The 24601-nt window shown below is 71.9% G+C and carries 17 protein-coding genes and 1 riboswitch; of the genes, 7 read left to right on the plus strand and 10 right to left on the minus strand.

The features are described from left to right. Positions 1 to 68: 68 nt before the first annotated feature. The 7 genes from sucD to ACFVW8_RS12560 all read right to left on the minus strand — a co-directional run bounded on the left by sucD (position 69) and on the right by ACFVW8_RS12560 (position 9876). Positions 69 to 953, minus strand: coding sequence for a succinate--CoA ligase subunit alpha (gene sucD, locus ACFVW8_RS12530; RefSeq protein ID WP_389688954.1), 885 nt, complete (start codon positions 951 to 953; stop codon positions 69 to 71). Between the two features lie 21 nt (positions 954 to 974). Further along, entirely contained in the window at positions 975 to 2156 is a 1182-nt protein-coding gene (gene sucC / locus ACFVW8_RS12535) for an ADP-forming succinate--CoA ligase subunit beta (protein ID WP_389688956.1), read from the minus strand. A 371-nt stretch (positions 2157 to 2527) separates the two neighbouring features. After that, positions 2528 to 3721 (minus strand): hypothetical protein, encoded by a 1194-nt coding sequence (locus ACFVW8_RS12540; RefSeq protein ID WP_389688958.1) that lies wholly within the window; start codon positions 3719 to 3721, stop codon positions 2528 to 2530. A gap of 109 nt (positions 3722 to 3830) precedes the next feature. Then, a complete protein-coding gene (locus ACFVW8_RS12545; protein ID WP_389688960.1) occupies positions 3831 to 4970 on the minus strand; it encodes a hypothetical protein in 1140 nt (379 codons plus the stop codon). Between the two features lie 114 nt (positions 4971 to 5084). Continuing rightward, positions 5085 to 6371, minus strand: coding sequence for a vWA domain-containing protein (locus ACFVW8_RS12550; protein ID WP_389688962.1), 1287 nt, complete (start codon positions 6369 to 6371; stop codon positions 5085 to 5087). Then, entirely contained in the window at positions 6368 to 8767 is a 2400-nt protein-coding gene (locus tag ACFVW8_RS12555) for a DUF5682 family protein (RefSeq protein WP_389688964.1), read from the minus strand. Before ACFVW8_RS12555 ends, ACFVW8_RS12550 begins: the two co-directional genes overlap by 4 nt. Further along, positions 8764 to 9876, minus strand: coding sequence for an AAA family ATPase (locus tag ACFVW8_RS12560; protein WP_389688966.1), 1113 nt, complete (start codon positions 9874 to 9876; stop codon positions 8764 to 8766). The genes ACFVW8_RS12555 and ACFVW8_RS12560 overlap by 4 nt, the downstream gene beginning before the upstream one ends. Before the next feature lie 117 nt (positions 9877 to 9993). Here ACFVW8_RS12560 and ACFVW8_RS12565 point away from each other — a divergent pair, with 117 nt between their 5' ends. Then, a complete protein-coding gene (locus ACFVW8_RS12565) occupies positions 9994 to 11451 on the plus strand; it encodes an SWIM zinc finger family protein (protein WP_389688968.1) in 1458 nt (485 codons plus the stop codon). 116 nt (positions 11452 to 11567) lie between these two features. Then, on the plus strand, positions 11568 to 13364 hold the full coding sequence (locus ACFVW8_RS12570) for a DUF5691 domain-containing protein (RefSeq protein WP_389689049.1): 1797 nt from the start codon (positions 11568 to 11570) through the stop codon (positions 13362 to 13364). A 169-nt stretch (positions 13365 to 13533) separates the two neighbouring features. On the opposite strand, the gene ACFVW8_RS12575 is transcribed toward ACFVW8_RS12570, so the two are convergent. Next, positions 13534 to 13947, minus strand: coding sequence for a cobalamin B12-binding domain-containing protein (locus tag ACFVW8_RS12575; RefSeq protein WP_389688970.1), 414 nt, complete (start codon positions 13945 to 13947; stop codon positions 13534 to 13536). A gap of 403 nt (positions 13948 to 14350) precedes the next feature. Between ACFVW8_RS12575 and ACFVW8_RS12580 the strand changes: the two genes are divergently transcribed. Together ACFVW8_RS12580 and ACFVW8_RS12585 are read left to right on the plus strand one after the other, a co-directional pair. Next, positions 14351 to 15220 carry an esterase/lipase family protein gene (locus ACFVW8_RS12580; RefSeq protein ID WP_389688972.1) on the plus strand — a complete coding sequence of 290 codons (870 nt, stop codon included), beginning with the start codon at positions 14351 to 14353 and terminating at the stop codon, positions 15218 to 15220. A gap of 405 nt (positions 15221 to 15625) precedes the next feature. Further along, complete coding sequence (locus tag ACFVW8_RS12585; RefSeq protein WP_389688974.1) at positions 15626 to 17176, plus strand: peptidoglycan DD-metalloendopeptidase family protein; 1551 nt, start codon at positions 15626 to 15628, stop codon at positions 17174 to 17176. A gap of 52 nt (positions 17177 to 17228) precedes the next feature. Here ACFVW8_RS12585 and pcrA read toward each other — a convergent pair whose 3' ends face one another. After that, positions 17229 to 19667 carry a DNA helicase PcrA gene (gene pcrA / locus ACFVW8_RS12590; protein ID WP_389688976.1) on the minus strand — a complete coding sequence of 813 codons (2439 nt, stop codon included), beginning with the start codon at positions 19665 to 19667 and terminating at the stop codon, positions 17229 to 17231. Positions 19668 to 19924: 257 nt separating this feature from the next. Further along, positions 19925 to 20090, plus strand: a riboswitch (cyclic di-AMP (ydaO/yuaA leader). Between pcrA and ACFVW8_RS12595 the strand changes: the two genes are divergently transcribed. The 3 genes from ACFVW8_RS12595 (at position 20089) to ACFVW8_RS12605 (ending at position 24108) form a co-directional block, all read left to right on the plus strand. Beyond that, positions 20089 to 21249: an NlpC/P60 family protein gene (locus ACFVW8_RS12595; protein ID WP_389688978.1), complete on the plus strand. Its 1161-nt coding sequence runs from the start codon at positions 20089 to 20091 to the stop codon at positions 21247 to 21249. It overlaps the preceding riboswitch by 2 nt. 86 nt (positions 21250 to 21335) lie before the next feature. Beyond that, positions 21336 to 23108, plus strand: coding sequence for a polymorphic toxin-type HINT domain-containing protein (locus ACFVW8_RS12600; protein ID WP_389688980.1), 1773 nt, complete (start codon positions 21336 to 21338; stop codon positions 23106 to 23108). Positions 23109 to 23205: 97 nt separating this feature from the next. Next, on the plus strand, positions 23206 to 24108 hold the full coding sequence (locus ACFVW8_RS12605) for a hypothetical protein (protein ID WP_389688982.1): 903 nt from the start codon (positions 23206 to 23208) through the stop codon (positions 24106 to 24108). 42 nt (positions 24109 to 24150) lie between these two features. On the opposite strand, the gene ACFVW8_RS12610 is transcribed toward ACFVW8_RS12605, so the two are convergent. After that, the gene (locus ACFVW8_RS12610) at positions 24151 to 24504 is read right to left on the minus strand and encodes a hypothetical protein (RefSeq protein WP_389688984.1); all 354 of its coding nucleotides are present in this window, start codon (positions 24502 to 24504) and stop codon (positions 24151 to 24153) included. Positions 24505 to 24601 lie beyond the last annotated feature (97 nt).

The raw sequence follows: 24601 nt of genomic DNA on the forward strand, positions 1-24601 counted from the left end.
GGGGTACGGGCCCGCGTCCTTGTGCGCGGTGGCGCGTTCCTGCGGTGGTGCTCCGACGCGGTGAGGCGTCAGGCGCCGAGGATCTCGCGCGCGAGCTTGGCGGTCTCGGTCGGCGTCTTGCCGACCTTGACGCCGGCGGCCTCGAGGGCCTCCTTCTTCGCCTGCGCGGTGCCGGAGGAGCCGGAGACGATGGCGCCGGCGTGGCCCATGGTCTTGCCCTCGGGGGCGGTGAAGCCCGCGACGTAACCGACGACCGGCTTGGTGACGCTCTTCGCGATGAAGTCCGCCGCACGCTCCTCGGCGTCGCCGCCGATCTCGCCGATCATGACGATCAGGTCGGTCTCGGGGTCGGCCTCGAACGCCGCGAGGGCGTCGATGTGCGTCGTACCGATGACCGGGTCGCCACCGATGCCGACGGCGGAGGAGAAGCCGATGTCACGGAGCTCGTACATCATCTGGTAGGTCAGCGTGCCGGACTTCGACACGAGACCGATGCGGCCGGGCTTGGTGATGTCGCCCGGGATGATGCCGGCGTTGGACTGACCAGGGGTGATCAGGCCGGGGCAGTTCGGACCGATGATCCGGGTCTTGTTGCCCTTCGCCTTGGCGTACGCCCAGAAGGCGGCCGAGTCGTGCACCGCGATGCCCTCGGTGATCACGACGGCGAGGGGGATCTCGGCGTCGATCGCCTCGACGACGGCGGCCTTCGAGAAGGCCGGCGGCACGAAGAGGACGGACACGTTCGCGCCGGTCTTCTCCATCGCTTCCTTGACGGAACCGAAGACCGGAACCTCGTTGCCGTCGAAGTCGACGGAGGTGCCGGCCTTGCGCGGGTTCACGCCGCCGACGATGTTGGTGCCGTCGGCGAGCATGAGCTTGGTGTGCTTCATGCCCGTCGCGCCGGTCATCCCCTGGACGATGACCTTGCTGTCCTTGGTGAGGAAGATAGCCATGGTGGTCTGAGTCCCTCTTCCTTACTTCGCAGCCGCGGCGAGCTCGGCGGCCTTGTCGGCCGCGCCGTCCATGGTGTCCACGCGCTGAACGAGCGGGTGGTTGGCGTCGGAGAGGATCTTGCGACCCAGCTCCGCGTTGTTGCCGTCGAGCCGCACGACGAGCGGCTTGGTGACCGCCTCGCCCTTGGACTTGAGCAGCTCGAGCGCCTGGACGATGCCGTTGGCGACCTCGTCACAGGCGGTGATGCCACCGAAGACGTTGACGAAGACGGACTTGACGTCCGGGTCGCCGAGGATGATCTCCAGGCCGTTCGCCATGACCTCTGCGGAGGCGCCGCCACCGATGTCGAGGAAGTTGGCGGGCTTCACGCTGCCGTGGTTCTCACCGGCGTACGCGACGACGTCCAGGGTCGACATGACCAGACCGGCACCGTTACCGATGATGCCGACCTCGCCGTCGAGCTTGACGTAGTTGAGGTTCTTGGCCTTGGCCGCAGCTTCGAGCGGGTTGGCTGCGGCCTTGTCCTCGAGCGCCTCGTGCTCGGGCTGACGGAAGTCGGCGTTCTCGTCGAGAGACACCTTTCCGTCCAGGGCCAGGATCCGGCCGTCCTTGGTCTTCACCAGCGGGTTGACCTCGACGAGGAGGGCGTCCTCGGCGACGAAGGTGTCCCACAGGGTCACCATGGCCTCGGCGACACCCTCGGCCACCTCGGCCGGGAACTTCGCCTGGGCCACGATCTCGCGGGCCTTGACGATGTCGACCCCGTCGACAGCGTTGACCGGAACCTTCGCGAGGGCCTCGGGGGTCTTCTCCGCGACCTCCTCGATGTCCATGCCACCCTGCACCGAGGCCATGGCCAGGAAGGTGCGGTTGGTGCGGTCGAGGAGGTACGAGACGTAGTACTCCGCCTCGATCTCCGGGGACAGCTCGGCGATCATCACCTTGTGGACCGTGTGGCCCTTGATGTCCATGCCGAGGATGTCGGTCGCCCGGGCGACCGCCTCGTCGGCGTTGGCGGCCAGCTTGACGCCACCGGCCTTGCCTCGGCCGCCGACCTTCACCTGTGCCTTGACGACCGACTTGCCGCCCAGCCGCTCGGTCGCCTCGCGGGCTGCCTCAGGCGTCTCGATCACTTCACCGGCCAGCACCGGTACACCGTGCTTGGCGAAGAGGTCCCTCGCCTGGTACTCGAACAGGTCCACGCGCGTCCGTCCCTTATCAAATGGTCTCGCGGTTGGTTTTCTGCGTGGGCGTGCCGCGAGGGGCAACGTGACTGCTCTGTCACTAGGAAGGCGCACACGGTGACCGAATACGCGGCATGTCCGTCTCGCAGGTTATCCCCGAGCCCCGCAGGACCCTAAATCGCAGATCACACCTGGGCGGTGATTACGGTCACAGATCGCGCTGGTGGCCGGTTCGCCGTGGACAAATCGGCACGGGTACGGGGGTGGCGCGGCAAGCCGTGGACCGGGCGGCCCCCTGGTCCGGACCACGCTGGGTCCGGACCAGGGGGAGCCCGCCCGGCACATCACCGGAAGCGGTTCCCGGCGCTACGGGTGACGCGCGACGGCCCTCAGATCCCCTGCACGGTGTGCACCGGAGCGGTGAGGGAGTGCGCCGGAGCCGTCTGCGCCACCGACGCGACCGACGCGACGGTTCCGGAGACGTAGTCCGGGGTGACCGAGGTCAGTCCCTGGGCGCCGCGGGCCGCGTTCGCCACGGTCGGACGGGCGTCGTCGCCGACCGTGCCCACGAGACCGCCCGCGAAGGGCCGGACCTCGGCGCCGACGCCCTGGGCCAGCGGCATCACCCGGGTGGTCACGCCCTGTGCGAACGGGCCGACCGCGTCGCCGGTCAGGCCCTGGGCCAGCGGCTGGACCTCGGAGACGACCCCCTCGGCGAACGGCTGGACCGCGCCGGTCACTCCGTACGCCAGCGGCTGGACCCCGGTCGTCACGCCCTGCACGAAGGGCACGGCGGCCTGTGTCACGACTCCGTCGGCGAACGGTGCGACCTCCCCGGTGACCCCCTGGACGAGGGTGGAGACATCACCGAGGGCCTGTCCGACGACCGGCAGCACGGTGGAGACCGCGTCGGCGGCCACGGGCGGCAGAACGGCGTCGGACGTCTCTCCTACGACCGGCGCGGCCTGGGTGAGAGCTCCTTCGGCGGTGGTCCTGGCCGTGCCCTGCGTCGCGGTCAGGGCCGTGTCCAGACCGGTGTCCAGGGCGCCGGGCGCCGGCGTCCGCAGCTGGTCCGGTCCGTACCCGGGGAGCTGCTCGATCGGACCGAAGAGGTAGTCGACGGGCGCCTCGGAGGCGGGGGCGGCGACACTGCTGCCGGCGACCCTCTCCGCGGTGCTGCCCGCGGCGTTCTCGACCGTGCCCGTGACCTGGTCCCTTACCTCCTGGGCGACCTTCTGGTGGGCGGCCTTCTGGGTGTGTGCGTTGGCGGACGCCCGGTCGGTCGCGTGGCCGGCCGCTGCGCGCCGGGCCGCGGACTTCGCGTCGGCCGTCGCGTCGGCCGCCTTTGCCTGTGCGGTGTCCTTGAGTCCTTCGGCCTTGCCCACGACGTCCTTGCCGACGACGTCGTCGCCGTCGATGCCGTTGACCGCGTCGGCGGCATCGGAGACGTCGGCCGCGTGGTCGGGGGTGGACAGCGGGAGGGACACGGGCAGTTCGTCCGCGCTTGCGGCGGCGGTGCCGAGGGCCCACATACCGGTGGCCGTGGCGGCGACGGCTATGGAACGGCGGATGTTCTTGTGCATGTGTGTGTCAGATCCTTCGAATTCGCGTCTCGATCCGGAGTACGTCCGGACGGCGGGCAGACCTGCTCCGCCCCCGCGCGGCAGGTCGGGGCGGGGGGAACGGTCTGCCCTAGCCGGGGAATTCGAGGATGTCGCCCGATCTGTCACGGACCGGTGCGGCGGTCGCCGGGAGGCCGGCGCCGCGGACGAGTCCGAAGGAGATGCCGTCCGTGAAGGAGACTGCGGGCTGGTCACCGCCGCGGGGCGGGTGGAACTCGGCGGACGAGGAACCGCTCCGGTCACCATGAGGGCCGAAGGGCTCCCGGTGCTCCGGCCGGTGGTCCGCTGCCACTGCCCGGTGAGAGGCGCCCGTCGCCTCGCGCGCGACGGAGAACCCGTCGGGCGCGGAACCGGCCGGGGACATCGACACGGGCGCGGGCCGTGGCGCGGCCGGGTGCCCGTCACCGCCGGCGGTGGCGCCGGGCACGGTGTGCGAGCCGCTGCCCGGAGCCTGCGGGGTGGCCGGTGACGACTGTCCCGGGAGCGGCAGTTGCGGCAACGGCAGCAGCCGCAGCGGAAGATCCGCCAGGGAAGGTCCGGACGGGAGCAGCCGGGTGGCCGTCCGAGTGACGGTCCGCGTGGCATCGAGGGCGCCGGTGACGGCAGTCCCGAGAGCCTTCCCGGCGACGGGGCGTGCCGGCTCACTCTTCGGCTCCGCCAACTGCCGGAGAACGGTGGGCGTGGGCACAGACCCGGATGCGGGCAGCGTTGTCGGGGCCAAGCGCTGTTTGTGACGCTTCTCCGGTACGGGCTCCGGCGCTCGCTGCGACCTGCCGGTCGCAGCGTCTGCCGGAACGGACCGGTCCTTACGGGCCGAGGCCTCTTCGGCCCGGGGCGCGGGTACGGACGGGGTGGCCGGTGCGGGCGGCGCGGACTTGTGCCCGACCGGCGCCTGCTTTCCTGCTGCCGGGGCCGGCGCCTGCTCGGGTACCGCCGAGGCCGACTCCGGTATGACCGACGCCGACTTGGGCGCGACCGGAGCCGACGTGCGCACGACCGACGACGCAGGCTCCCGCACGGCCGCGGCCGCCCCGGATACGGCGTCGTGCAGCTGCGGCACCGGCTGATCGACCGCTTGGGCGCGGGCTCCGAAGAGCAGGCCCAGTGCCAGCAGACCGCCGACGAAGAGCACCACCTGCAGCACACGCCGACCGGCCGGCCCGCGCCGGAGGCGCGGTTCGGTGCCGGGTCGGACAACTGCGGTGGTCACGTGGGTAGTGAGTCCTCTCCGGACGGTACGTTCGCCGAATTGCGCGGAATGCAGCCCTCCGCGGACGACGGGACGATGCTTGCACGAGACGCCCGGTGTCGCGCAAGCCCCCTGTTACTGATGGGTCTCCTTGTCCGGTATGGGCAGTGCCCGCTTCTCGATGGCGGCCGCCATCACCTCCGGAAAGAGGTCCGGGGTACAGGCGAAGGCCGGGGCGCCCAGCGCGGAGAGTGCCGTCGCGTGGTCACGGTCATAGGCGGGCGCGCCCTCGTCGGAGAGCGCGAGCAGGGTCACGAACTGCACGCCGGACGCCTTCATCGCGGCAACCCGCTTCAGCATCTCGTTGCGGATGCCGCCCTCGTAGAGGTCGCTGATGAGCACGACGACGGTGTCGGCGGGGCGGGTGATCCTCGACTGGCAGTAGGCGAGCGCCCGGTTGATGTCGGTTCCGCCGCCGAGCTGGGTGCCGAAGAGCACGTCCACCGGATCGTCGAGCTGGTCGGTGAGGTCGACGACGGCCGTGTCGAAGACGACGAGCCTGGTCCGCAGGGCGCGCATGGAGGCGAGTACGGCTCCAAAGACCGAGGCGTACACCACAGAGGCCGCCATCGAACCGGACTGGTCGATACAGAGGATGACGTCCTTCTTCACGGACTGCGCCGCGCGTCCGTAGCCGATGAGCCGCTCGGGCACGATCGTGCCGGCCCCGTCCTCCCCGGGCAGGGTCAGGTAGTTCTTGAGGTTGGCCCGGATGGTGCGGTTCCAGTCGATGTCGTGGTGGCGCGGCCGGCTGACCTTCGCCGAGCGGTCCAGCGCCCCCGTCAGCGCGGCCCGGGTGCGCGAGGTGAGCCGGTTCTCCAGCTGCTCCACGACCTTGCGCACAACGGCCCGTGCGGTCTCCTTCGTCGTCTCGGGCATGACCTTGTTGAGCGAGAGCAGGGTGCCGACGAGATGGACATCGGCCTCCACGGCCTCCAGCATCTCCGGTTCGAGCAGAAGCGTGGAGAGGCCGAGGCGGTCGATGGCATCACGCTGCATGACCTGGACGACGGAGCTGGGGAAGTACGTACGGATGTCGCCGAGCCAGCGGGCCACGGAGGGTGCGGAGGCGCCGAGGCCTGCCGAACGGCCGCTCCTGCCCCGTCCGCCTGGCTGTCTGCCCCCGCCCTCGTACAGCGCGGTCAGCGCGCCGTCCATCGCGGCGTCGCGCCCGGTGAGGGTGCAGCCGGTGCTCTCCGCGCTGTCCGCGCCCAGGACCATGCGCCAGCGCCGCAGCCGCTCGCCGGCCTCCCCCTTGGTGTCTGTGGCCTTGTCCCTGTCCCTGTCCGTGTCCGTGCCCGTGGCCGTGGCCCTGCCCGTGTCCGTGGCCCTGTCCGTGGCCGTGGCCCCGTCCGTCGTCATCCCGTCGCCCCCAGAGCTTGCTCGTCGTTCTCCGTCGCTGCCGCTCCCCTGTCCGGGCCATCCAGCCCGAGCAGCAGGCACAGCACCGGCATCACCGCGTCCGCCCGTGCCGTGTCCAGGCCGGGTCCGAAGCCGGGGGCACTCGCCTCGCCGCCCGGGAGCGCACCGGCCCGTGGCTCTCCCCCGGCGGCCGGGCCGCGCCGGACGAGTTCGCCCAGCGTGCGCCGGACGCCCGGCTCGTACGCCGAGAAGGTGCGGCGCAGCAGGGGCAGCACATCGGTGAACGTGTCTGCCGGGACTCCGGTCAGCCAGGAGTCGACCAGGGCGAGCAGCTTCTCGTCATGGACCAGGAGCATGCCGCCGCCGGCCGCCCCGCCGACGAAGCCCTCGATCCACGCGGCGGCGTCGGCGGGCGGGGTGCCGGGTGACAGGGCCAGGCCCATCAGCCGGGCGGCATCGTCCTGTTCGAGGTGTCCGTCGTCGAGCAGCAACCGGGCGGCGCGGCCGCGGATCACGCCCGCGACCGTGTCCCGGGCGGCGAGCTTGTGCAGCACCGCTCTCCAGCGTTCGCGCAGCCCGTCCGCGTTGTCCGGTGCGGCACCGGCGAGCAGCCCGACCGCCGTGTGCACGCCGTCCACCTGACGGCGCAGCTCGGCGGCCCCGTCGGCGTCGAGTCCCGTGCAGGCGGGTGGCAGTCCGACGCAGATCCGCTCCGCGAGCCCGGCCGCGACCTCCCCGAGCGCCGCGGTGTCCGTGGCGCGGACGTCCCCGTAGCGCAGCGTCCGGGCCAGGGACGGCAGGGCATCGGCGAGATGGCCCACGTCCGTGTCGAGCGCGGCGCGGTCGGCCAGCACCCGCATCACGACGGGCAGCGCCTCGGGCAGTTCGGCCAGCAGGCACTTCTCGGCGAGCGCGGTGACCTCGGCGAGCGCGGTGGCCGACAGGGCGTCCGCCTCGGCACGGGCGGTCGCGGCGGAGAGCACGGTGGTGCCCCATACGCCGGCCTCCGCGACGCGCACGTACAACTCGGGCTCCCAGCGAAGCCGCCAGCTCTCCCGGAACGTGCCGGTGCTCCCCCGGCCCTCGGTGGGCTCGCCCCAGCCGACGCCGAGGATGCGCAGCCGGTGCAGCAGCCGGCTGCGGGCCGCGTCGGCGTCCTTGCGGAGGTCGAGCTCGATGTCCCGCTCCGACGCCTCCGGTTTGAGCCTCAGGGTGCGCTGCTGCCGGGTGAGGTCGCGCTGGAGCGGCACGGCCGGGGCGGTGTCCGGCACCTCGCCGAGCCTCCGGCCGACGGTCAGCCGGTCCCGGACGAGTGCCAGCGGTACGTCGGACCCCTCGCACATCACGGCCCGGACGGCGTCGGTCGCCTCGCTCAGACCGGCGAGCGGCCGGCCGCGCATGGCGGCGAGGGTCGTGGCGAGCCGGACGGCTTCGATGACATGGGCGGACGACACGAACTGGTCCTCGTCACGCAGGAGTCCGGCGACCTTGGTCATCCACCGTTCGACCGGGCGGTCCGGGGATGCGAAGAGGTGGGCGTACCAGCCGGGTGAATCGATCCCGGCCCCGTATCCGCTGTGCCGGGCGAGCCTGTGGTGGGTCCAGGGCACCCAGGTCAGCTCGGCCTTGACCTTGGGCAGCCCCTTGAGGACCGCCCGGTCGGCGGCGAGTGTCGTTCTCGTTTCGAGCGCGGGCATGTGCCAGGCGCCGCAGACCACGGCGAAGTCGTCGCCGAACTCCTTGCGTGCCGTGCGCAACTGGATCCGCATGTACGCCTCGCGGACCCCGTCCCTGGGGTGGCCGCCGTCCCCGTACACCTCGCGCAGGGCGGCCATCGCGTCGCCGAGCGCGGCGAAGGCGGCCAACGGGTCGCCCGGGCCGCCGTCGTGGGCGCGGTGTTCGACGACGTCCTCCCACCAGCGCTCGGGGTCGTCGTAGCCCGCGGTCTCGGCCAGCACCCGGACGGGATCGACCGGGGCGGCCGACAGACCCGCCTCCCCGGCCTGTTCCGCCGGCCCCCGGCGTTCCGCCTCTTCCTCCTCATCCGCTGCCGCTGCCATGGCCAGCGAGTGAGCGGCCGGGAGGTCGATGAAGCGGACCGGGACACCGTGCGCCAGGGCCCAGCGGATCGCGACCCATTCGGGCGAGAACTCGGCGAGCGGCCAGAACGCCGCCCGGCCCGGATCGTCCACCGCGTGGGCGAGCAGGGCGACGGGCGGCCGCATCTGCTCGTCGGCGGCGAGCGGCAGCAGCGCGTCGCCCTCGGGCGGGCCCTCGATGAGAACCGCCTTCGGACGGACAGCGTCGAGCGCGGCGCCGACGGCGCGGGCCGAACCGGGGCCGTGGTGCCGGACCCCCAGCAGCAGCGGACCCTCCTGACCCGGGGTGGCGGTCATGCGGACGCCTCACGGCAGGCGCGGTAGAAGTCCTTCCAGCCGTCCCGCTCACGCACCACGGTCTCCAGGTACTCCTGCCAGACCACCCGGTCGGCAGCCGGGTCCCGGACGACCGCGCCGAGGATGCCGGCCGCGACATCCCCGGCGCGCAGCACCCCGTCGCCGAAGTGGGCGGCGAGCGCGAGGCCGTTGGTGACGACCGAGATGGCCTCGGCCGTGGACAGCGTCCCCGAGGGGGACTTGAGCTTGGTGCGGCCGTCGGTGGTGACCCCGTCGCGCAGCTCACGGAAGACGGTCACCACACGGCGGATCTCCGCGAGCCCGTCCGGCGCGGGCGGCAGATCGAGCGAGCGGCCCACCTGGTCGACGCGCCGGGAGACGATGTCGACCTCCGCCTCGGGTGTGGCAGGCAGCGGCAGGACCACCGTGTTGAACCGGCGGCGCAGCGCGCTGGACAGCTCGTTGACCCCGCGGTCGCGGTCGTTGGCGGTGGCGATGACGTTGAATCCGCGGACGGCCTGGACCTCCTGGCCCAGTTCGGGGAGCGGCAGCGTCTTCTCGGACAGGATGGTGATCAGTGAGTCCTGCACATCGGCGGGGATGCGCGTGAGCTCCTCGATCCGCGCGGTCATGCCTTCGGACATGGCGCGCATCAGCGGGCTGGGCACCAGCGCCTCGCGGCTGGGCCCGTGCGCGAGCAGCTCCGCGTAGTTCCACCCGTAGCGGACCGCTTCCTCGGGGGTGCCCGCGGTGCCCTGGACGAGGAGGGTCGAATCGCCGCTGACGGCGGCCGCGAGATGCTCGGAGACCCAGGTCTTGGCGGTGCCGGGCACGCCGAGGAGCAGCAGCGCACGGTCGGTGGCGAGCGTGGTGACGGCGACCTCGACGAGGCGGCGCGGGCCCACGTACTTGGGTGTGATCACCGTGCCGTCCGGCAGGGCGCCACCCAGCAGGTAGGTGGCGACGGCCCAGGGCGACAGCCGCCAACGGGCGGGCCGCGGGCGGTCGTCGGCGGCCGTGAGCGCCTTCAGCTCATCGGCGAAGGCGTCCTCGGCGTGCGGGCGCAGCGCCTCGGCGCCCGCGGCTGTGGTGGTTTCGGACACGGTCATGGATCCCCCTCCAGATCGGTCGGCCCGATGTGGTTCCCACGGTGCACCATGGCACTGACAATCGACGTTTTCGCAGGTCGGGACCTGTTGTCAGTGGCGCGGCCTACCGTCGTATCCATGCTGCTGACTGACGGGGGAGAACCCTTGCGCACCGCCGCTCCGGCGGCGCGCTGGACGGTGGAGCAGGTCCTGGCCCTGGCTCCTGACGACGCTTCACGCAAGGCGGGGAACAAGCTCGGTTCGGCCGGGCCGTGGTCGGACACCGGGCGGGACGGACCGGGCGCGGTGTGGGGGCTGTGCAGGGGCAGCGGAAGCAAGCCGTACCGGACGGTGGTCGACACCACCGGCCCGGCGTACAAGTGCAGTTGCCCCAGCCGGAAGTTCCCGTGCAAGCACGCGCTGGGCCTGCTGCTGCTCAGGGCGTCCGACGAGGCAGCCGTGCCCGTGGCCGATCCGCCCGGCTGGGCCGGCGAGTGGCTGGAGGGCCGGCGCCGTCGCGCCGACGAGGTGGCGTCGGCGGAGGAACAGGCGGAGGGGGGCGAAGTCCCTGCGGCAGGACCCGCCGATCCGGTTGCCGCCCTGCGGCGGGCCGAGCGCCGGGCGGAGCGGATCGGCGGCGGCGTGCAGGAGCTGGAGCAGCGCCTGACCGACCTGGTGCGCGGCGGCCTGGCCGCGGCCGAGCAGTCGGGATACGGGCTGTGGGACGAGACGGCGGCTCGCATGGTCGACGCCCAGGCGCCCGGCCTGGCGGGCCGGGTGCGGGAGTTGGGCGCGATCCCGGCATCCGGCCCCGGCTGGCCGGTACGGCTGCTGGAGGAGTGCGCGCTGCTGCATCTGCTGGACACGGCCTGGCAGGGCATCGACGGACTGCCGGGCCCGCTGGCGGCCACGGTCCGTACCCGGGTCGGGCTGACGGCCCCCGCCGCGGGCCCGCCGGTCCGTGACCACTGGCTGGTCCTCGCGCAGTACGACACCCCCGAGGGAAAGATCGTCGCCCGCCGCATCTGGCTGTACGGGCGGGAATCGGGCCGGACGGCGCTGCTGCTGTCCTTCGGGGCCGCCGGCCGCTCCCCCGGGCAGGCCCTGCCGGTGGGCGTCACGCTGGATGCCGAGCTCACGCCGTACCCGGGGTCCGGGCAGCTACGGGCCGAGCTGAGAACGCAGTTCGGTACGCCGGAGCAGACAGGGGCGCGCCCGCCGGGTGTCACGGTCACCGGGGCGGTCGCCGCGTACGGGCGGGCCCTGGCCGACGATCCCTGGCTGGATTCCTGGCCGGTGACGCTGCGCGATGTCATACCCGTACCGTCGGCGCAGGGCTGGCAACTGGCGGACGCGGAAGGCGATGCGGCCCTTCCCGTCGCCCAGGCCGCGCTGTCCCGGCCCGCGCTGTGGAAGCTCGTGGCGCTGTCCGGCGGCGGGCCGCTCACGGTCTTCGGCGCATGCGGCCACCGCGGTTTCGATCCACTCGCCGCCTGGCCGGCCGCGGGCGGGGGCGGGGGCGGAGGCACGGATTCGGCGCCTGCCCCTGCCCCGCACACCGCGCCGGTCGCCGCCGAGACCGTGCCGCTCATCTGACTCCTGGAGGAGGAGCGATGCCTCGTATGTCTCGTACCACCACGAACGACACGACCACGACCGACACGACCACAACCGCCACCACCATCGCTACCGCTGCCGACGGTCCCGCGCGGGTGCCCGGCGCACGTCCCTCGGCCGGGGGGGCGGGGGCGGGCCCCCCCCCCGCCGCGGCGGCCCGCCCCCCCCCCCCGCGACCCTCCACCCCCGGGGGGGAGGGCGACAACACGGCGGGGGTCGGCGCAGCGCCCGGCCCCACCGGACGGCTCGCGTCCACCCCGTGGGAGGAGCTCGTCACCTCGGCGCTGCTCGGCACGGACCGCCGCCCTCTCGCGGCAGCGTCCGGCACCGGCACCGGTCCAGAAATCATGCCTGGCGGTGCCTCGCAGCACGCGGGCCCGGGCGGTGCGGCGGCCGTGCTGCTGAATGCCGCCGCCCTGCACACCGTGCGCCGCCGGGCCGGTCTGCTGCCCGCTCCCGCCGCCCCCCGGCCCGAACCAGCCCCTGCCGACCCGCGGCCACCCCTGCCGGAGGCCGCCCGGAGCCGACTGGACCGGCTGCTCGCCGACCGGTCGGCGCCGGGCGGTTCGGGAGGCAGACGCGGCACGGCACCCGATCTGACGGAACTGATCCCGCAGTGGCTGGCCACCGCCCATCTGCACGGCTACCGGGCACCGGACGCGACGCTGCCGGCCCTGCTGGACGCGGCACGGGCGCGGACCGACCTTCGTCCGCAGGCCCTGGCGTTCGCCGGTCCGCGCGGGCTGTGGCTGGCCGGGCTGAACCCCGAGTGGAAGTTCGCGCTGCGGGGCTCGTCCGGCACATCGCTGCTGCCCGACGTGACCGATCCGGAGGATGTCCGCCGGCTGTGGGAAGAGGGTCTGTTCGCCGAACGGGTCGCCCTGCTCGCGGCGGTACGGACGCACGATGCCGGTGCCGCCCTCGCCCTGCTCGCCACCACCTGGTCCACCGAGCGTGCCGAGGACCGGCTGATGTTCGTCGACTCCCTGCGCACCGGGCTGTCCGGCGCCGACGAGGGCTTCCTGGAGCAGGCCCTCGCCGACCGGAGCCGCAATGTCCGCGCGACGGCCGCCGAGCTGCTGTCCGCCCTTCCCGAATCGGCGCTCGCCCGCCGGATGGCGGCCCGCGCCCTGTCCTGCGTGAGTCCCGGTCTCACCGGCACCGAGCCGTCCGTGGCCGTGGAGGCCCCGCACGAGTGCGATGCGGCGATGCAGCGCGACGGAGTGGTGGCGCTCCCACCGTCCGGGCGGGGCGAACGGTCCTGGTGGCTCGGCCAGTTAGTGGAGGCGTCACCGCTCACCGTCTGGCCGGCGCGGTTCGGTGGCCGCGATGCGCGGGAGATCGTCGCCCTGCCCGTGGCCGACGGCTGGACGGAGGAGCTCCACGCGTCCTGGTGCCGGGCCGCCGTCCGGCAGCGGGACCCGGAATGGGCGCGGGCGCTGCTCGGCGCCCCCTCGACGCCCCCGTCGAACGGCCCCGGCACGGCGTCGCTCGCCGAGCGTTCGAAGCTGCTGATCGTGCTGCCCGCCGCCGAACGGGCCGGATGGGTAGCCGAGTTCATCGCCGCTCATGGTCTGTCGGAGGCGTTCCAGCTGCTGGGGGTCTGTCCGACCCCCTGGGCGGAGCCGCTCGGCCGCTCCGTCGTCGACGCACTCGACATCGCCCGGGACGCCGGAAGTTACCCCTGGAGCTTCAGCGGAGTGATGGGCCTCGCCGAACGCTGTCTGGATCCGGCCGAGGCCGACCGCCTGGAGGTCCTCACCACGACCCCGGACGAACCGGCGGACGCCTCCCCCGGAGCGAACGGCTACTGGTCGGAGGCGTTCCAGCGCCTGGTCTCCACCCTCCGGCTCCGCGCGGCGATGGACGCGGAACTGACGCCGGACCGGTGAGATCGGGCAGGGCTCGGTCAGCCCTGCCCGGCCTGCGGCCGCCGCACCCGGCCTTCCGCCGGTACGACGATGGTCCCCGCCCGGCCCCGCAACGGATCACGGCTCAAGCCCCACCCGGCCCAGGCCGGTCCAGCCCTGAGCCGCGCGGCTCAGGCCTGTGCCGCGCGGCTCAGGCCTGTGCCGGCTGGCGGACGTTCGCGTTGACCCAGGCGACGATCTCGACCGTCGTCGCACCAGGGGTGAAGATCTCCGCGACGCCCTGCTCCTTCAGCGGTGCGATGTCCGCCTCCGGAATGATGCCGCCGCCGAAGACCTTGATGTCCTCCGCCTCGCGCTCCTTGAGCAGGGCGATCACCTTGGCGAAGAGCGTGTTGTGGGCGCCGGAGAGGATCGAGAGGCCGATCGCGTCGGCGTCCTCCTGGATCGCGGTGTCCACGATCTGCTCGGGCGTCTGGTGGAGGCCGGTGTAGATGACCTCCATACCGGCGTCGCGCAGCGCCCGCGCGATCACCTTGGCCCCGCGGTCATGGCCGTCGAGGCCCGGCTTGGCCACCACCACACGGATCGGACCGGTCACACCCATCACTGCCTCCACACGCGTCTTCCGGCCCTGAGGAGCCGGGGATGTGAACGAACGTTATCCACAGCATCCCGCAAGCCGCTGTTTCGCGGTGGGCGGGGAGGGGGAAATCACACATGGGACATGTTCACCGGGCACCGTTTCCCGCAGCACGCGGCATCCCTGCCGTGCGGGACCGGCCGCCAGGGGAGCCGCACGAGGTCGTCGTATCACCGCGCCGTCAGCCGCACGGCACGGTGGTACGACTCACCGACCGCCCACCGACCGGTCACCGAAGGTGACACGGAAGGCACGGCGGGCGGCGGTCCCGGACGGTGAGCTGCCGCCCGGCCTCCGACACGGCGCCCCATGAGGGCATACGGGGCAGGAGCCGCCTCTCCCCGGGTGCCGGAGCAGGAGGTCGACCATGAAGGCCCAGGCCCTGCCCTTTCTTCCGCTACTGCTGCGCCGGCCCTGTCTGCGCGCCACCTGGCTGTCGTCCGCGCTGCTGAGAGCGAGCGCGCTGGAGCTGGTCGTGCTCGCCGGGCACGCACTGCTCTATCCGACCGGCATCACCGGCGAGCGGCACACCCCGCCCCGCCCGGCGGCCGGTCCGGCCCCCGCGCCGTCCGGGACTGCCGCCCTGCCCACCGCGCACCCCGACCGGCCGCCCGTCGTCCTCCTGCACGGCTTCATCGACAACCGCTCGGTCTTCGTCCTGCTGCGCCGCTCCCTCGCCCGGCACGGCTGGCGCCATCTGGAGTCGCTCAACTACTCCCCGCTGACCTGCGACATCCGCACGGCCGCCGAGCTGCTCGGCCGGCACATCGAGGAGATCTGCGCCCGCACCGGACACCGCCGGGTCGACATCGTCGGGCACAGCCTCGGCGGGCTGATAGCGCGCTACTACGTACAGCGACTGGGCGGTGACCACCGGGTCCGCACCCTGGTCACTCTCGGCACTCCGCACTCCGGCACCGCCGTCGCCCCACTGGCCAGCGCCCACCCGATCGTGCGGCAGATGCGCAGCGGTTCGGCCCCGATCGAGGAGCTGCGGCTTCCGGCGCCCGGCTGCCGCACCCGGTTCGTCAGCTTCTGGAGCGAGCTGGACCAGGTGATCGTCCCCGCCGAAGCGGCCTGCATCGACCACCCGGACCTCGACGTGACGAACGTCCGGGTCAGCGGGATCGGCCATCTCGCACTGCCCGTGCACCCGGCCGTGGCTGCCGGGATCCGGCAGGCGCTCGACGCGGACGAGTCGGCCCGCGAGACCACCGGTGCCGTATCCGTGGCCTGAGGGCTGTCCCGTCATCCCTGGTGGATCAGCGCGCGGCGTCAGATGCGCCGGAGAGAGCGCCGCGCAGAGCCGCCACCCGGCAGCGGCGAACGGGGCGGCAGACGGGTCGGCAGTAACCCTCGGTGGCCGCCGGTGGCCGTCCGGCACCACTCGACGGCAGCCCATCGACGCCGCGTCAACAGCTCACCCCGCCCACTAATAGAACGGGTTTCGAACATAGAGCCAAGGCTGTGTGAGCGGCCCGTCGAAAGACGGCCGATTGCCCGTTTCCTGAGCGCTGACGAGCCGTGGAAGATTGTCGGCGTCGCATACCGCCGGGTACAGTCGCGGCCACTGCTTTCCCCCCGGAGTCCCCCACCGGACCCGCCGGGTGCAGGTCCTGCTGCCGAGGCGAGAGAGAAGTTGGTGAACGACCAGCACCCCCACGCCGGGTACGTCGGATACGACAGTCACCCCACGGGCAGTTTCGACAGCGACCCGCTCTTCGGCTCCCTCCCCGGCAGCTACAACGGCTCGTACGACACCACGTCCGGCTACGCCGTTCCGTACGACGGCGGGCAGGCCGGGTACAGCGGCCAGTACGACTCCGTCCAGTGGGACACGGGCACACACCCGACCGCCGAGTACGGCCACCCCGCCGACTACACGGCCTACACCCCCCACCCTCAGCAGCATCCCCAGTACGACGCGGCCCCGCAGTACGACGCGGCCCCGCAGCAGTACGACACCGGCGCGACCTGGCTACCGGCCGACGGCTATACCGCGAACATCCCGGCGCAGGGCGGCGCGCCGGACTCCTCCGGCCAGTGGGACACCTCCGGCTGGTACGCGAACGGCCAGTGGGCAAGCACCGACACGGCGGCATACGACACCGGCGCGTACGACGCCACCGCTTGGAACACCGGCGCCACGCCCGAGTACGCACAGCAAAATTCGCAAAGCGCGACCGGCTCGTACGAACCCGAACAGACGGCGCAGCATCCGTACGACACGTACGAGTCCCACGAAGGCGGCGCACAGGACCGGGGGCACGACCCCGTCCATGAGCCGGCTGCCACGGCTGCCGCCGATCCGGCCTCCTTCGATCCGTACGAGCCCTACCGGACCGCCGAGTTCAGCCTCCCGGATCCCGACGCCGACGGCCCCGACAGCCCCGACAGCGGAGCGGACCGCTCCCCCGCAGGCCGTCCGGTCTCCCGCAGTGGCGGCAGCCGCAGCCGCAGGCGTTCGCCCGCCAAGCGTTCGGCGCTCCTCACCGTCGCCGTTCCGTCCGCCTGTGTGATGAGCGTGGCCGGTATCGCCGCCGCCTCCGTGGGCGGAATGGGCGGTGGCGAGGAGAAGAAGGACGACACCACGTCGATGGCGGCCGTCGACCCCGGCTCGGTCAAGCCGGTCGCGGCCAACAACAAGCTGGACACCCAGCTCGCCAACCTCAGCGCCGACGCGGAGAACTTCGCCGATCGCGCCAGCCGCACCCAGGAGCGCATCGACCTGAAGGAGCGGCAGGCAGCCGAGAAGAAGAAGCGTGCGGAGGAGGCAGCCCGCAAGGAGGCCCTGCGCCCCAAGTACGTGATGCCGGTCAAGGACCACGGCCTCAGCGCGTACTTCGGCCAGGCGGGCGTCAACTGGATGTCCGTGCACACGGGCATCGACTTCCCCGTCCAGTACGGCACACCGGTGATGGCCGCGACCGACGGCACCGTTCGTACGCAGTACAACACCGCCTACGGCAACATGGCCATCGTCACGATGGCCGACGGCACCGAGACCTGGTACTGCCACCTCAGCAGCACCAGGATCCGCTCGGGCCAGGTCAAGGCCGGTGACGTCATCGCGTACTCCGGGAGTTCCGGCAACTCGACCGGCCCGCACATGCACTTCGAGGTGCGGCCCGGCGGCGGCGCGGCCGTCGACCCGCTGCCCTGGCTCCGCAGCCACGGCATCGACCCGACCTGAGCCGCCCGGCCTTGAGCCGGCGGACGGCCGCTGCCGTCCGCCGGGAGGGGCACTACAGCTTCTGGACCGGTGCGTAGCGCAGCAGCAGCTTCTTCGGCCGCTCGTCCCCGAAGTCGACCGTGGCCTTCGCCTGGTCGCCGATGCCCTCGACCGCCGTCACCGTGCCCAGACCGAACTGGTCGTGGGTGACCCGGTCGCCGGCCACCAGCGTGATCGTCGGCCTGTCCGAGGTGCGCCGGGTCGCGAAGCCCGAGGGGCCGGAGCGCGAACGGGACGCGGACAGCGAGGAGGTGATGCCCGACGTCGGTCCCGCGGGGGCCGCCATGGGGCCCTTCCGCTTCCAGTCCAGGTGCTGCTCCGGGATCTCCTCCAGGAACCGCGACGGTGGGTTGTACGAGGGCTGGCCCCATGCGCTGCGCATCGCGGCCCGGGTCAGATAGAGACGCTCGCGGGCTCGGGTGATGCCGACGTAGGCGAGCCGGCGCTCCTCCTCCAGCTCCTTCACCTGTCCCAGCGCCCGCATGTGCGGGAAGACGCCGTCCTCCATGCCGGTCAGGAAGACCACCGGGAATTCGAGGCCCTTGGCCGTGTGCAGCGTCATCAGCGTGACGACGCCGGAGCCGTCCTCGTCCTCGTCGGGGATCTGGTCGGCGTCGGCGACGAGCGCGACCTTCTCCAGGAACTCGGCGAGCGTGCCCGCGCCCTCCTCCTCCGCCCGCTCCTGCTCGAACTCGAGGGCGACGGACGCGAGCTCCTGGAGGTTCTCGATGCGGGTCTCGTCCTGCGGATCGGTGGACGCCTGGAGTTCGGCGAGATAGCCGGTCCGCTCCATGACGGCCTCCAGCACGACCGCCGGTCCGGCACCGGACTCCACGATCGTGCGGAGCTCCTCCATCAGCGTGTTGAACCGCTTCACCGCGTTCGACGAGCGGGCGGCCATGCCGTACGCCTCGTCGACCCGGCGCAGCGCCTGCGGGAAGGAGATCTTCTCGCGCATCGACAGGGCGTCGATCATGGCCTCGGCCCGGTCGCCGATGCCACGCTTGGGCACGTTGAGGATGCGGCGCAGCGGGACGGTGTCCTCCGGGTTGGACAGGACCCGGAGGTAGGCCAGCACGTCCCTGACCTCCTTGCGCTCGTAGAAGCGCACCCCGCCGACGACCTTGTAGGGCAGGCCGACCCGGATGAAGATCTCCTCGAAGACACGGGACTGCGCGTTCGTCCGGTAGAAGATCGCGACGTCGCCGGCCTTGGCGTCGCCCGCGTCGGTCAGCCGGTCGATCTCGTCGGCGACGAACTGCGCCTCGTCGTGCTCGGTGTCCGCGACGTAGCCGGTGATCCGGGCGCCGGAGCCGGCGTTGGTCCAGAGGTTCTTCGGGCGGCGGCTCTCGTTGCGCTCGATGACGGCGTTGGCGGCGGACAGGATCGTCTGGGTGGAGCGGTAGTTCTGCTCCAGCAGGATCGTGGTCGCGTCCGGGTAGTCCTCCTCGAACTGGAGGATGTTGCGGATCGTGGCGCCGCGGAAGGCGTAGATCGACTGGTCCGCGTCACCGACGACGCACAGCTCGCCCGGGGCGTCGCCCTCGCCCGCCGGGCCCACGAGCTCGCGCACGAGGGTGTACTGCGCGTGGTTGGTGTCCTGGTACTCGTCGACCATGACGTGCCGGAAGCGGCGGCGGTAGTGCTCGGCGACATCGGGGAACGCCTGGAGCAGGTGCACCGTCGTCATGATGATGTCGTCGAAGTCCAGGGCGTTGGCCTCGCGCAGCCGTGACTGGTACAGCGCGTAGGCCTGGGCGAGCGTCTTCTCGAAGCCGTCCGCGGCCTGGCCGGCGAAGGTCTCCTCGTCGATCAGCTCGTTCTTGAGGTTCGACACCTTCGCCGTGAACGACTTCGGCGGGAAGCGCTTCGGGTCGAGGTCGAGATCGCGGCAGACCAGGGCCATCAGCCGCTTGGAGTCCGCGGCGTCGTAGATCGAGAACGACGAGGTGAAGCCGAGCTTCTTCGACTCGCGGCGCAGGATCCGTACGCACGCGCTGTGGAAGGTCATGACCCACATGGCGTTGGCCCGGGGCCCGACGAGCTGTTCGACGCGCTCCTTCATCTCGCCGGCGGCCTTGTTGGTGAAGGTGATCGCCAGGATCTGGCCGGGGTGCACCCCCCGCTCGGCCAGCAGATGGGCGATGCGGTGGGTCAGCACCCGGGTCTTGCCCGAACCCGCCCCGGCGACGATGAGCAGGGGGGAGCCCGCGTGCACGACGGCGGCGCGCTGCTCGGTGTTCAGCCCGTCGAGCAGCGCGGCGGCGTCGACGACAGGGCGGTGGGCCCCGTCGCGGTAGTACGCGTCACGGGGCGGCGGGGGTCCGTCGAACACACCCGAGAAGAGGTCCTCCGGCACCGCTTCGGGTGCGGAGTCCTCGGGGGGCGGCGGGGGCCCGTCCTCCGTGTGCTGGAGGCCGGCCAGGAAACTGTCGTCAAAGAGGCTGCTCATCGCTGTCCGAGTCTAGGCGGCCGCACTGACACCCCGGGGCCGCATGAGAGAACGCGCACCGCCCGGGGACACGCACAGCGAGGGCCGGCCCACGCTGCGTAGGAAAAGCCCGTGGCGCCCCCGGCCTGAGCACACGGGTTCCACAAGGTCACGAAAATGTATCGGGCATATCGAACATCAACCTTCACAGCGGCACCATGAGTTGGCTAGCGTGCTCGTTCGGGTGGCCCGTACCCCCAGAGGCGAACCACGCCGAGCGGACGCCCACGCCGAATCCGGGCTGCCCGTACGGGAGTCCGGAACCGGGGACCCACACGCATCACCGGGGTGAATCGGTCCGAATCCCCCATAAGGACCGTAGGGCAGCCTTCCGTTCCGCCCGAACCCGACAGCTAACCCGGTAGGCGGTCCACGGAAGGAGATGCCGGCCTTGGCGTCGCATCGCAAACCGCGCCCCCGGGTGCGCAGCACCACACCGGCCGTCGGGTTCACGACGGCGGCACTCGCCTCGGTGACCCTGCTGTCCACGCAGAGCGCGCTGGCGGCCCCGGCACCGAAGCCCAGCATCGAGGACGTCCAGAAGAAGGTCGACGCCCTCTACCGGCAGGCGGGTACCGCCACCCAGCACTACGACCAGGCGAAGGAAGCCACCGCCAAGCAGCGGACCAAGGTGGACACACTGCTGGACGACATCGCCGAGCGGGCCGACAAGCTGAACGAGGCCCGCCGGACGCTCGGCAACTACGCCGCCGCGCAGTACCGCGACGGCGCGCTCGCGCCGACCGCCACCTTCTTCCTGGCCAACGACCCGCAGTCGTTCTTCGACCAGACGCACCTCATGGACCGGATGGCCAAGAACCAGCAGCAGGCCGTCTCGGACTTCCGTACGAAGCAGGCCGAGGCGTCCAAGAAGCGTGCCGAGGCGGTGACGAGCCTGGAAACGCTCACCGAGTCGCAGACCGCGCTGCGCACCAGCAAGCAGAACGTGCAGAACAAGCTGACCGAGGCCCGCACGCTGCTGTCGAAGCTGACCGCCGAGGAGAAGGCGCGCCTGGCGGAGCTGGAGCGGAAGAAGAAGGCGGAGGCCAAACGCAAGGCGGCGGAGCTGGCGAAGAAGCAGGCCGCCGCGAAGGCTGAGGCCGAGCGCAAGGCCAAGGAGGCCGACGGCGGCGGCACGGGCACCGGGACGGGGTCGGGTTCCGGTTCCGGTTCCGGTTCGGACAGCAGCGCCACGACGAAGGCCGAGAAGGTACTCGCGTTCGCCAGGGCCCAGATGGGCAAGCCGTACGTCTGGGGGGCGACAGGCCCGGCCTCGTACGACTGCTCGGGGCTCACCCAGGCGGCCTGGAAGGCTGCGGGCGTCAGCATTCCGCGGACCACCTGGGACCAGGTGAACGTCGGCACCCGGATCGCGACGGCGGATCTGCAGCCCGGGGACCTGGTCTTCTTCTACGACGACATCAGCCACGTCGGCATCTACAAGGGCGACGGCATGATGATCCACGCGCCCAAGCCGGGGGCGAACGTGCGCGAGGAGTCGATCTACTACATGCCGATCTACGGCAGCGTTCGGCCGGGCTAGGGTCCCCCGGGAGACCGGGGACGGGACCCGTGTCGCGGATTGAAAGGCCCAAGACACGGGCCCCGTAAGCCCGTTAGCGTATTCCCATGCCACTCATGGGGGAGTTACGGCGCCGGGTACGCCGCCGCGTGCGGCACGCCGTGCCGCGGACGCAGGCGCGTGTGCTGGGGCTGCGCCGGCGGCGTGACCGGGGGCAGGGCGCGCTGGAGTACCTGGGTCTGGTGCTGGTGGTCGTGGCGGTCATCGGTGCGCTGGTCGCGACCGGGATCGGTGCGGATCTGTCCGAGAAGATCGGGGTCCAGGTCTGCCGCATCACCGGCGGCGGGAACTGCGGCGGCGACGGCAACGCCGAGTCGAAGGGCGGCGATTCCGGGCAGCCCGGCAAGGGCGACCCGGCATCCGACAAGAATCCGGACGGTTCGCCGAAGTCTCCGGCGCAGATCGAGTACGACAAGGCGCAGAAGGCCCTCGACGACGCGAAGAAGGACGAGAAGTCCAACGGGGACAAGGCGATCGAGGCCGCGAAGGAACTCGCGAAGATCCTCGCCGACGAGCTGGGCATCACCGACGCACTGGACTGCGTCCTCAAGGGCGACATGGGGGCCTGTACCGAGACGCTGATCAACGTGCTGCTGAGTCTGATCGGCGGCGCGGTGGGGAAGCTGGGGGCGAAGTACGGGGCGCCCTGGAAGTGGAAGAAGGCCTACAAGCTCATCAAGAGCTTGAAGAAGCACGGCGGTGACCTCTATGACGGCCTGAAGGGCCTGGTCAAGAGCCGGAAGAAGGTCAAGGACGCCGAGAAGGCCCTCGAGAACGCCGGCAAGAAGCTCGACGGCGAGAAGAAGAGCCCGCCCAAGAAGGACGACAAACCCGAGGAGAAGAAGCCGGACTGCCCGGTCAGTCACAGCTTCCCTCCGGGCACGCCCGTCCTGCTCGCCGACGGCACCCGCCGCGCCATCGAGGACGTGCGGGTGGGCGATCTGGTGCTGGCCACCGACCCCGCGGACGGCCGGAGCGCCGCACGCACGGTGACGGACACCATCAGCACCGAGGACGACAAGCACTTCACCCGGGTCACGGTGGCGGAGCACGGCCGCACGGCGACCCTGACCGCCACGGACACCCACCCGTTCTGGCTGGTGAACAAGGGGCGCTGGACCGACGCGGGCCGGATCGCCACGGGCGACGCGCTGCGGCTGCCCGACGGCGGCGCGCTCACCGTCACCTCGGTCAGCCGGCACACGCAGCGTCAGCGCACCCACGACCTGACGGTCGACACCACGCACTCCTACTACGTGGCGGTCGGCCGGGGGAACGTCCTGGTCCACAACAACGACTGCGGGCCGAAGAAGCGGACCCCCGCCGAACTGAAGAAGCTCGCCGAGCAGAACGCCCAGTCGGCACGGGACTACCAGGACGTCTTCCTGGACGAGGTACGGCGCGAGGCGAAGGCCAAGGGCAAGAGCCCGGAGGAGATCGAGAAGGCGGTCGAGTGGGCGGAGAAGACGAACACCACCTCCGTCGTCCGGGCCCGCTTCCCGGTGCCCGGCAAGCCGGGACAGTGGGTGGAGCGCAATGTGGTCTCCAGCAGTGGTCAGGGACTGTCCCCGGCGCAGCTGAGCGCCATTGCGAAACAGGGTGACGTCCCGGTCCGCGTCAACGTCCAGGGCGCCACGCACGCCGAGCAGAACGCCCTGCTGGAGATCGACAAGCTGGGCGGCAGACCCATCGCGGGCGGGGCCTCGCGCGAGGTCTGCCCGGATGTCTGCGGGCCGCTCATCAAGGGCTCCGAGGGCGTCGTCAGCGGCAATGTGACCGGGCGGGGCGGACGGAAGTACAAGACGTTCTGGTGGCCGTGACCGGACCGGTGCCGGGTACCGTGCGCAAGGGCGCCCGGAACCGGAGGGGCACCCCGCCGCACAGGACCAGCACCAGCACCAGCAGGAGCGAACGACCGTGAAGATCTTGGAAAGCGTCCGGGGCCTGGCCTTCCTGGGGACCTTCGGCCAGGCCAGGCTGTTCTCGGCGGCCTGCGCCGAGCGCACCGCGGGGGTGCTCCTGCGGTACCTCGCCGACGAGGGGCGGCCGGCGGACCAGGACACCTGTGTGGCCGCCCTGGAGCTGCTCTGGGACACCTCGCCGCCGGACGAGCAGGTGGCCGCCGCGATGCACCGCCGGCTGAGCGTGCTGCCCGAGCTCGATCCGGAACTCCGGCCGGACGGTGTCCGGGCGGCCGCGGTGCTCGGGCTCAGGGCCCTGTTCGGCGGCGTCGCGATGCTGATCGACCAGGGCCCGGACGGCGCGGTCGGGCCGTCCGAGTCGGCGCGGGAGCTGGCCCGCGTGCTGGACGCGCGGGACGGTGCGACGGCCGCGGAGGAGGACGTGGTCCAGGACCGGGACGTCGAGTGGATCATGTCGTGGAGCCCGCAGGAGCAGACCCGGCACGTCCACGGCTTGCGCGCGGCGGCGGCGGAGACGGGGCGTGAGCGGCTCGCGGCGGCGGAGTCCCGCTTCGGCCTCGGCGGCGGGGCGCCGCACGGGGCCGGTCCGGGCCAGGTACGGGTCACCGCCACCGTCGACCGCGGCGATGCGGCGGCGGCCGAGCAGCGCGCCCGGTACGGGGTGGTGGGCCGGATCACGGCCGGCTCCGACGCGGGGCACTACCTCCGCGTCGACCGGCTGGCCGATCTGGCCGAGACGCCCGAGGAGCGGGCCGAGGCTGCCGGGGTGGACATCCTCGTGGCGGCCGACCCGGCGATGACCCGGGACTGTGTCGGCGAGTGGGTCGAGGACTGGGCCGGTGTGGAGGAGGCGCTGCGGCGGGAGGGCCGGCAGGTCGACTGGGACGCCGCGCCGTGACGGCCGGTGGCCGGTGACGCGTCACCGGCCACCGGTGCCCGCTCAGGTCCAGAGCGTGGCGATGAAGATGTTCACGACCGTCAGACCGCCCACCGCCGCGAAGAGGCCCTTGTCGACCTTCTCCTCGTCGCGCTTGACGTAGACGAGCCCGAGGATGACGACCAGGATCAGCAGCTTGATGCCGATCTTGACGTTGTTCACGGGGTGGTCGTCGGCCTGGTCGAGCCCGACCAGCGCGATGCCGGTGACCAGCATGGTGAGTGCGCCGTGCAGCATCCCCGGCACGAAGCGTGCCGTCCCCGCCCCCATCGCCTTCATCTGGGTGAGGAAACCGCCCAGCAGGGCGGCGATTCCGATGATGTGCAGGGCGACGAAGACATCGATGAGTACACGCATGGTTCCGCACCTTAGTCCGGGCCATATCAGCCTCCCGCAGCCAGGTGAGACTTACTGACTACTTGACTGCCGAATGCACCAATTGCCTGACTCTGGT

It is taken from the genome of Streptomyces sp. NPDC058221 (assembly GCF_042882365.1).
Classification (GTDB): Bacteria; Actinomycetota; Actinomycetes; order Streptomycetales; family Streptomycetaceae; genus Streptomyces.

Bases quoted from the DNA above. Each gene is read 5' to 3' on its own strand.
- sucD (WP_389688954.1), bottom strand. From the start codon at position 953: ATGGCTATCTTCCTCACCAAGGACAGCAAGGTCATCGTCCAGGGGATG.
- ACFVW8_RS12540 (WP_389688958.1), bottom strand. From the start codon at position 3,721: ATGCACAAGAACATCCGCCGTTCCATAGCCGTCGCCGCCACGGCCACC.
- ACFVW8_RS12550 (WP_389688962.1), bottom strand. From the start codon at position 6,371: ATGACGACGGACGGGGCCACGGCCACGGACAGGGCCACGGACACGGGC.
- ACFVW8_RS12555 (WP_389688964.1), bottom strand. From the start codon at position 8,767: ATGACCGCCACCCCGGGTCAGGAGGGTCCGCTGCTGCTGGGGGTCCGG.
- ACFVW8_RS12560 (WP_389688966.1), bottom strand. From the start codon at position 9,876: ATGACCGTGTCCGAAACCACCACAGCCGCGGGCGCCGAGGCGCTGCGC.
- ACFVW8_RS12565 (WP_389688968.1), top strand. From the start codon at position 9,994: ATGCTGCTGACTGACGGGGGAGAACCCTTGCGCACCGCCGCTCCGGCG.
- ACFVW8_RS12575 (WP_389688970.1), bottom strand. From the start codon at position 13,947: ATGGGTGTGACCGGTCCGATCCGTGTGGTGGTGGCCAAGCCGGGCCTC.
- ACFVW8_RS12580 (WP_389688972.1), top strand. From the start codon at position 14,351: ATGAAGGCCCAGGCCCTGCCCTTTCTTCCGCTACTGCTGCGCCGGCCC.
- pcrA (WP_389688976.1), bottom strand. From the start codon at position 19,667: ATGAGCAGCCTCTTTGACGACAGTTTCCTGGCCGGCCTCCAGCACACG.
- ACFVW8_RS12595 (WP_389688978.1), top strand. From the start codon at position 20,089: ATGCCGGCCTTGGCGTCGCATCGCAAACCGCGCCCCCGGGTGCGCAGC.
- ACFVW8_RS12600 (WP_389688980.1), top strand. From the start codon at position 21,336: ATGCCACTCATGGGGGAGTTACGGCGCCGGGTACGCCGCCGCGTGCGG.
- ACFVW8_RS12610 (WP_389688984.1), bottom strand. From the start codon at position 24,504: ATGCGTGTACTCATCGATGTCTTCGTCGCCCTGCACATCATCGGAATC.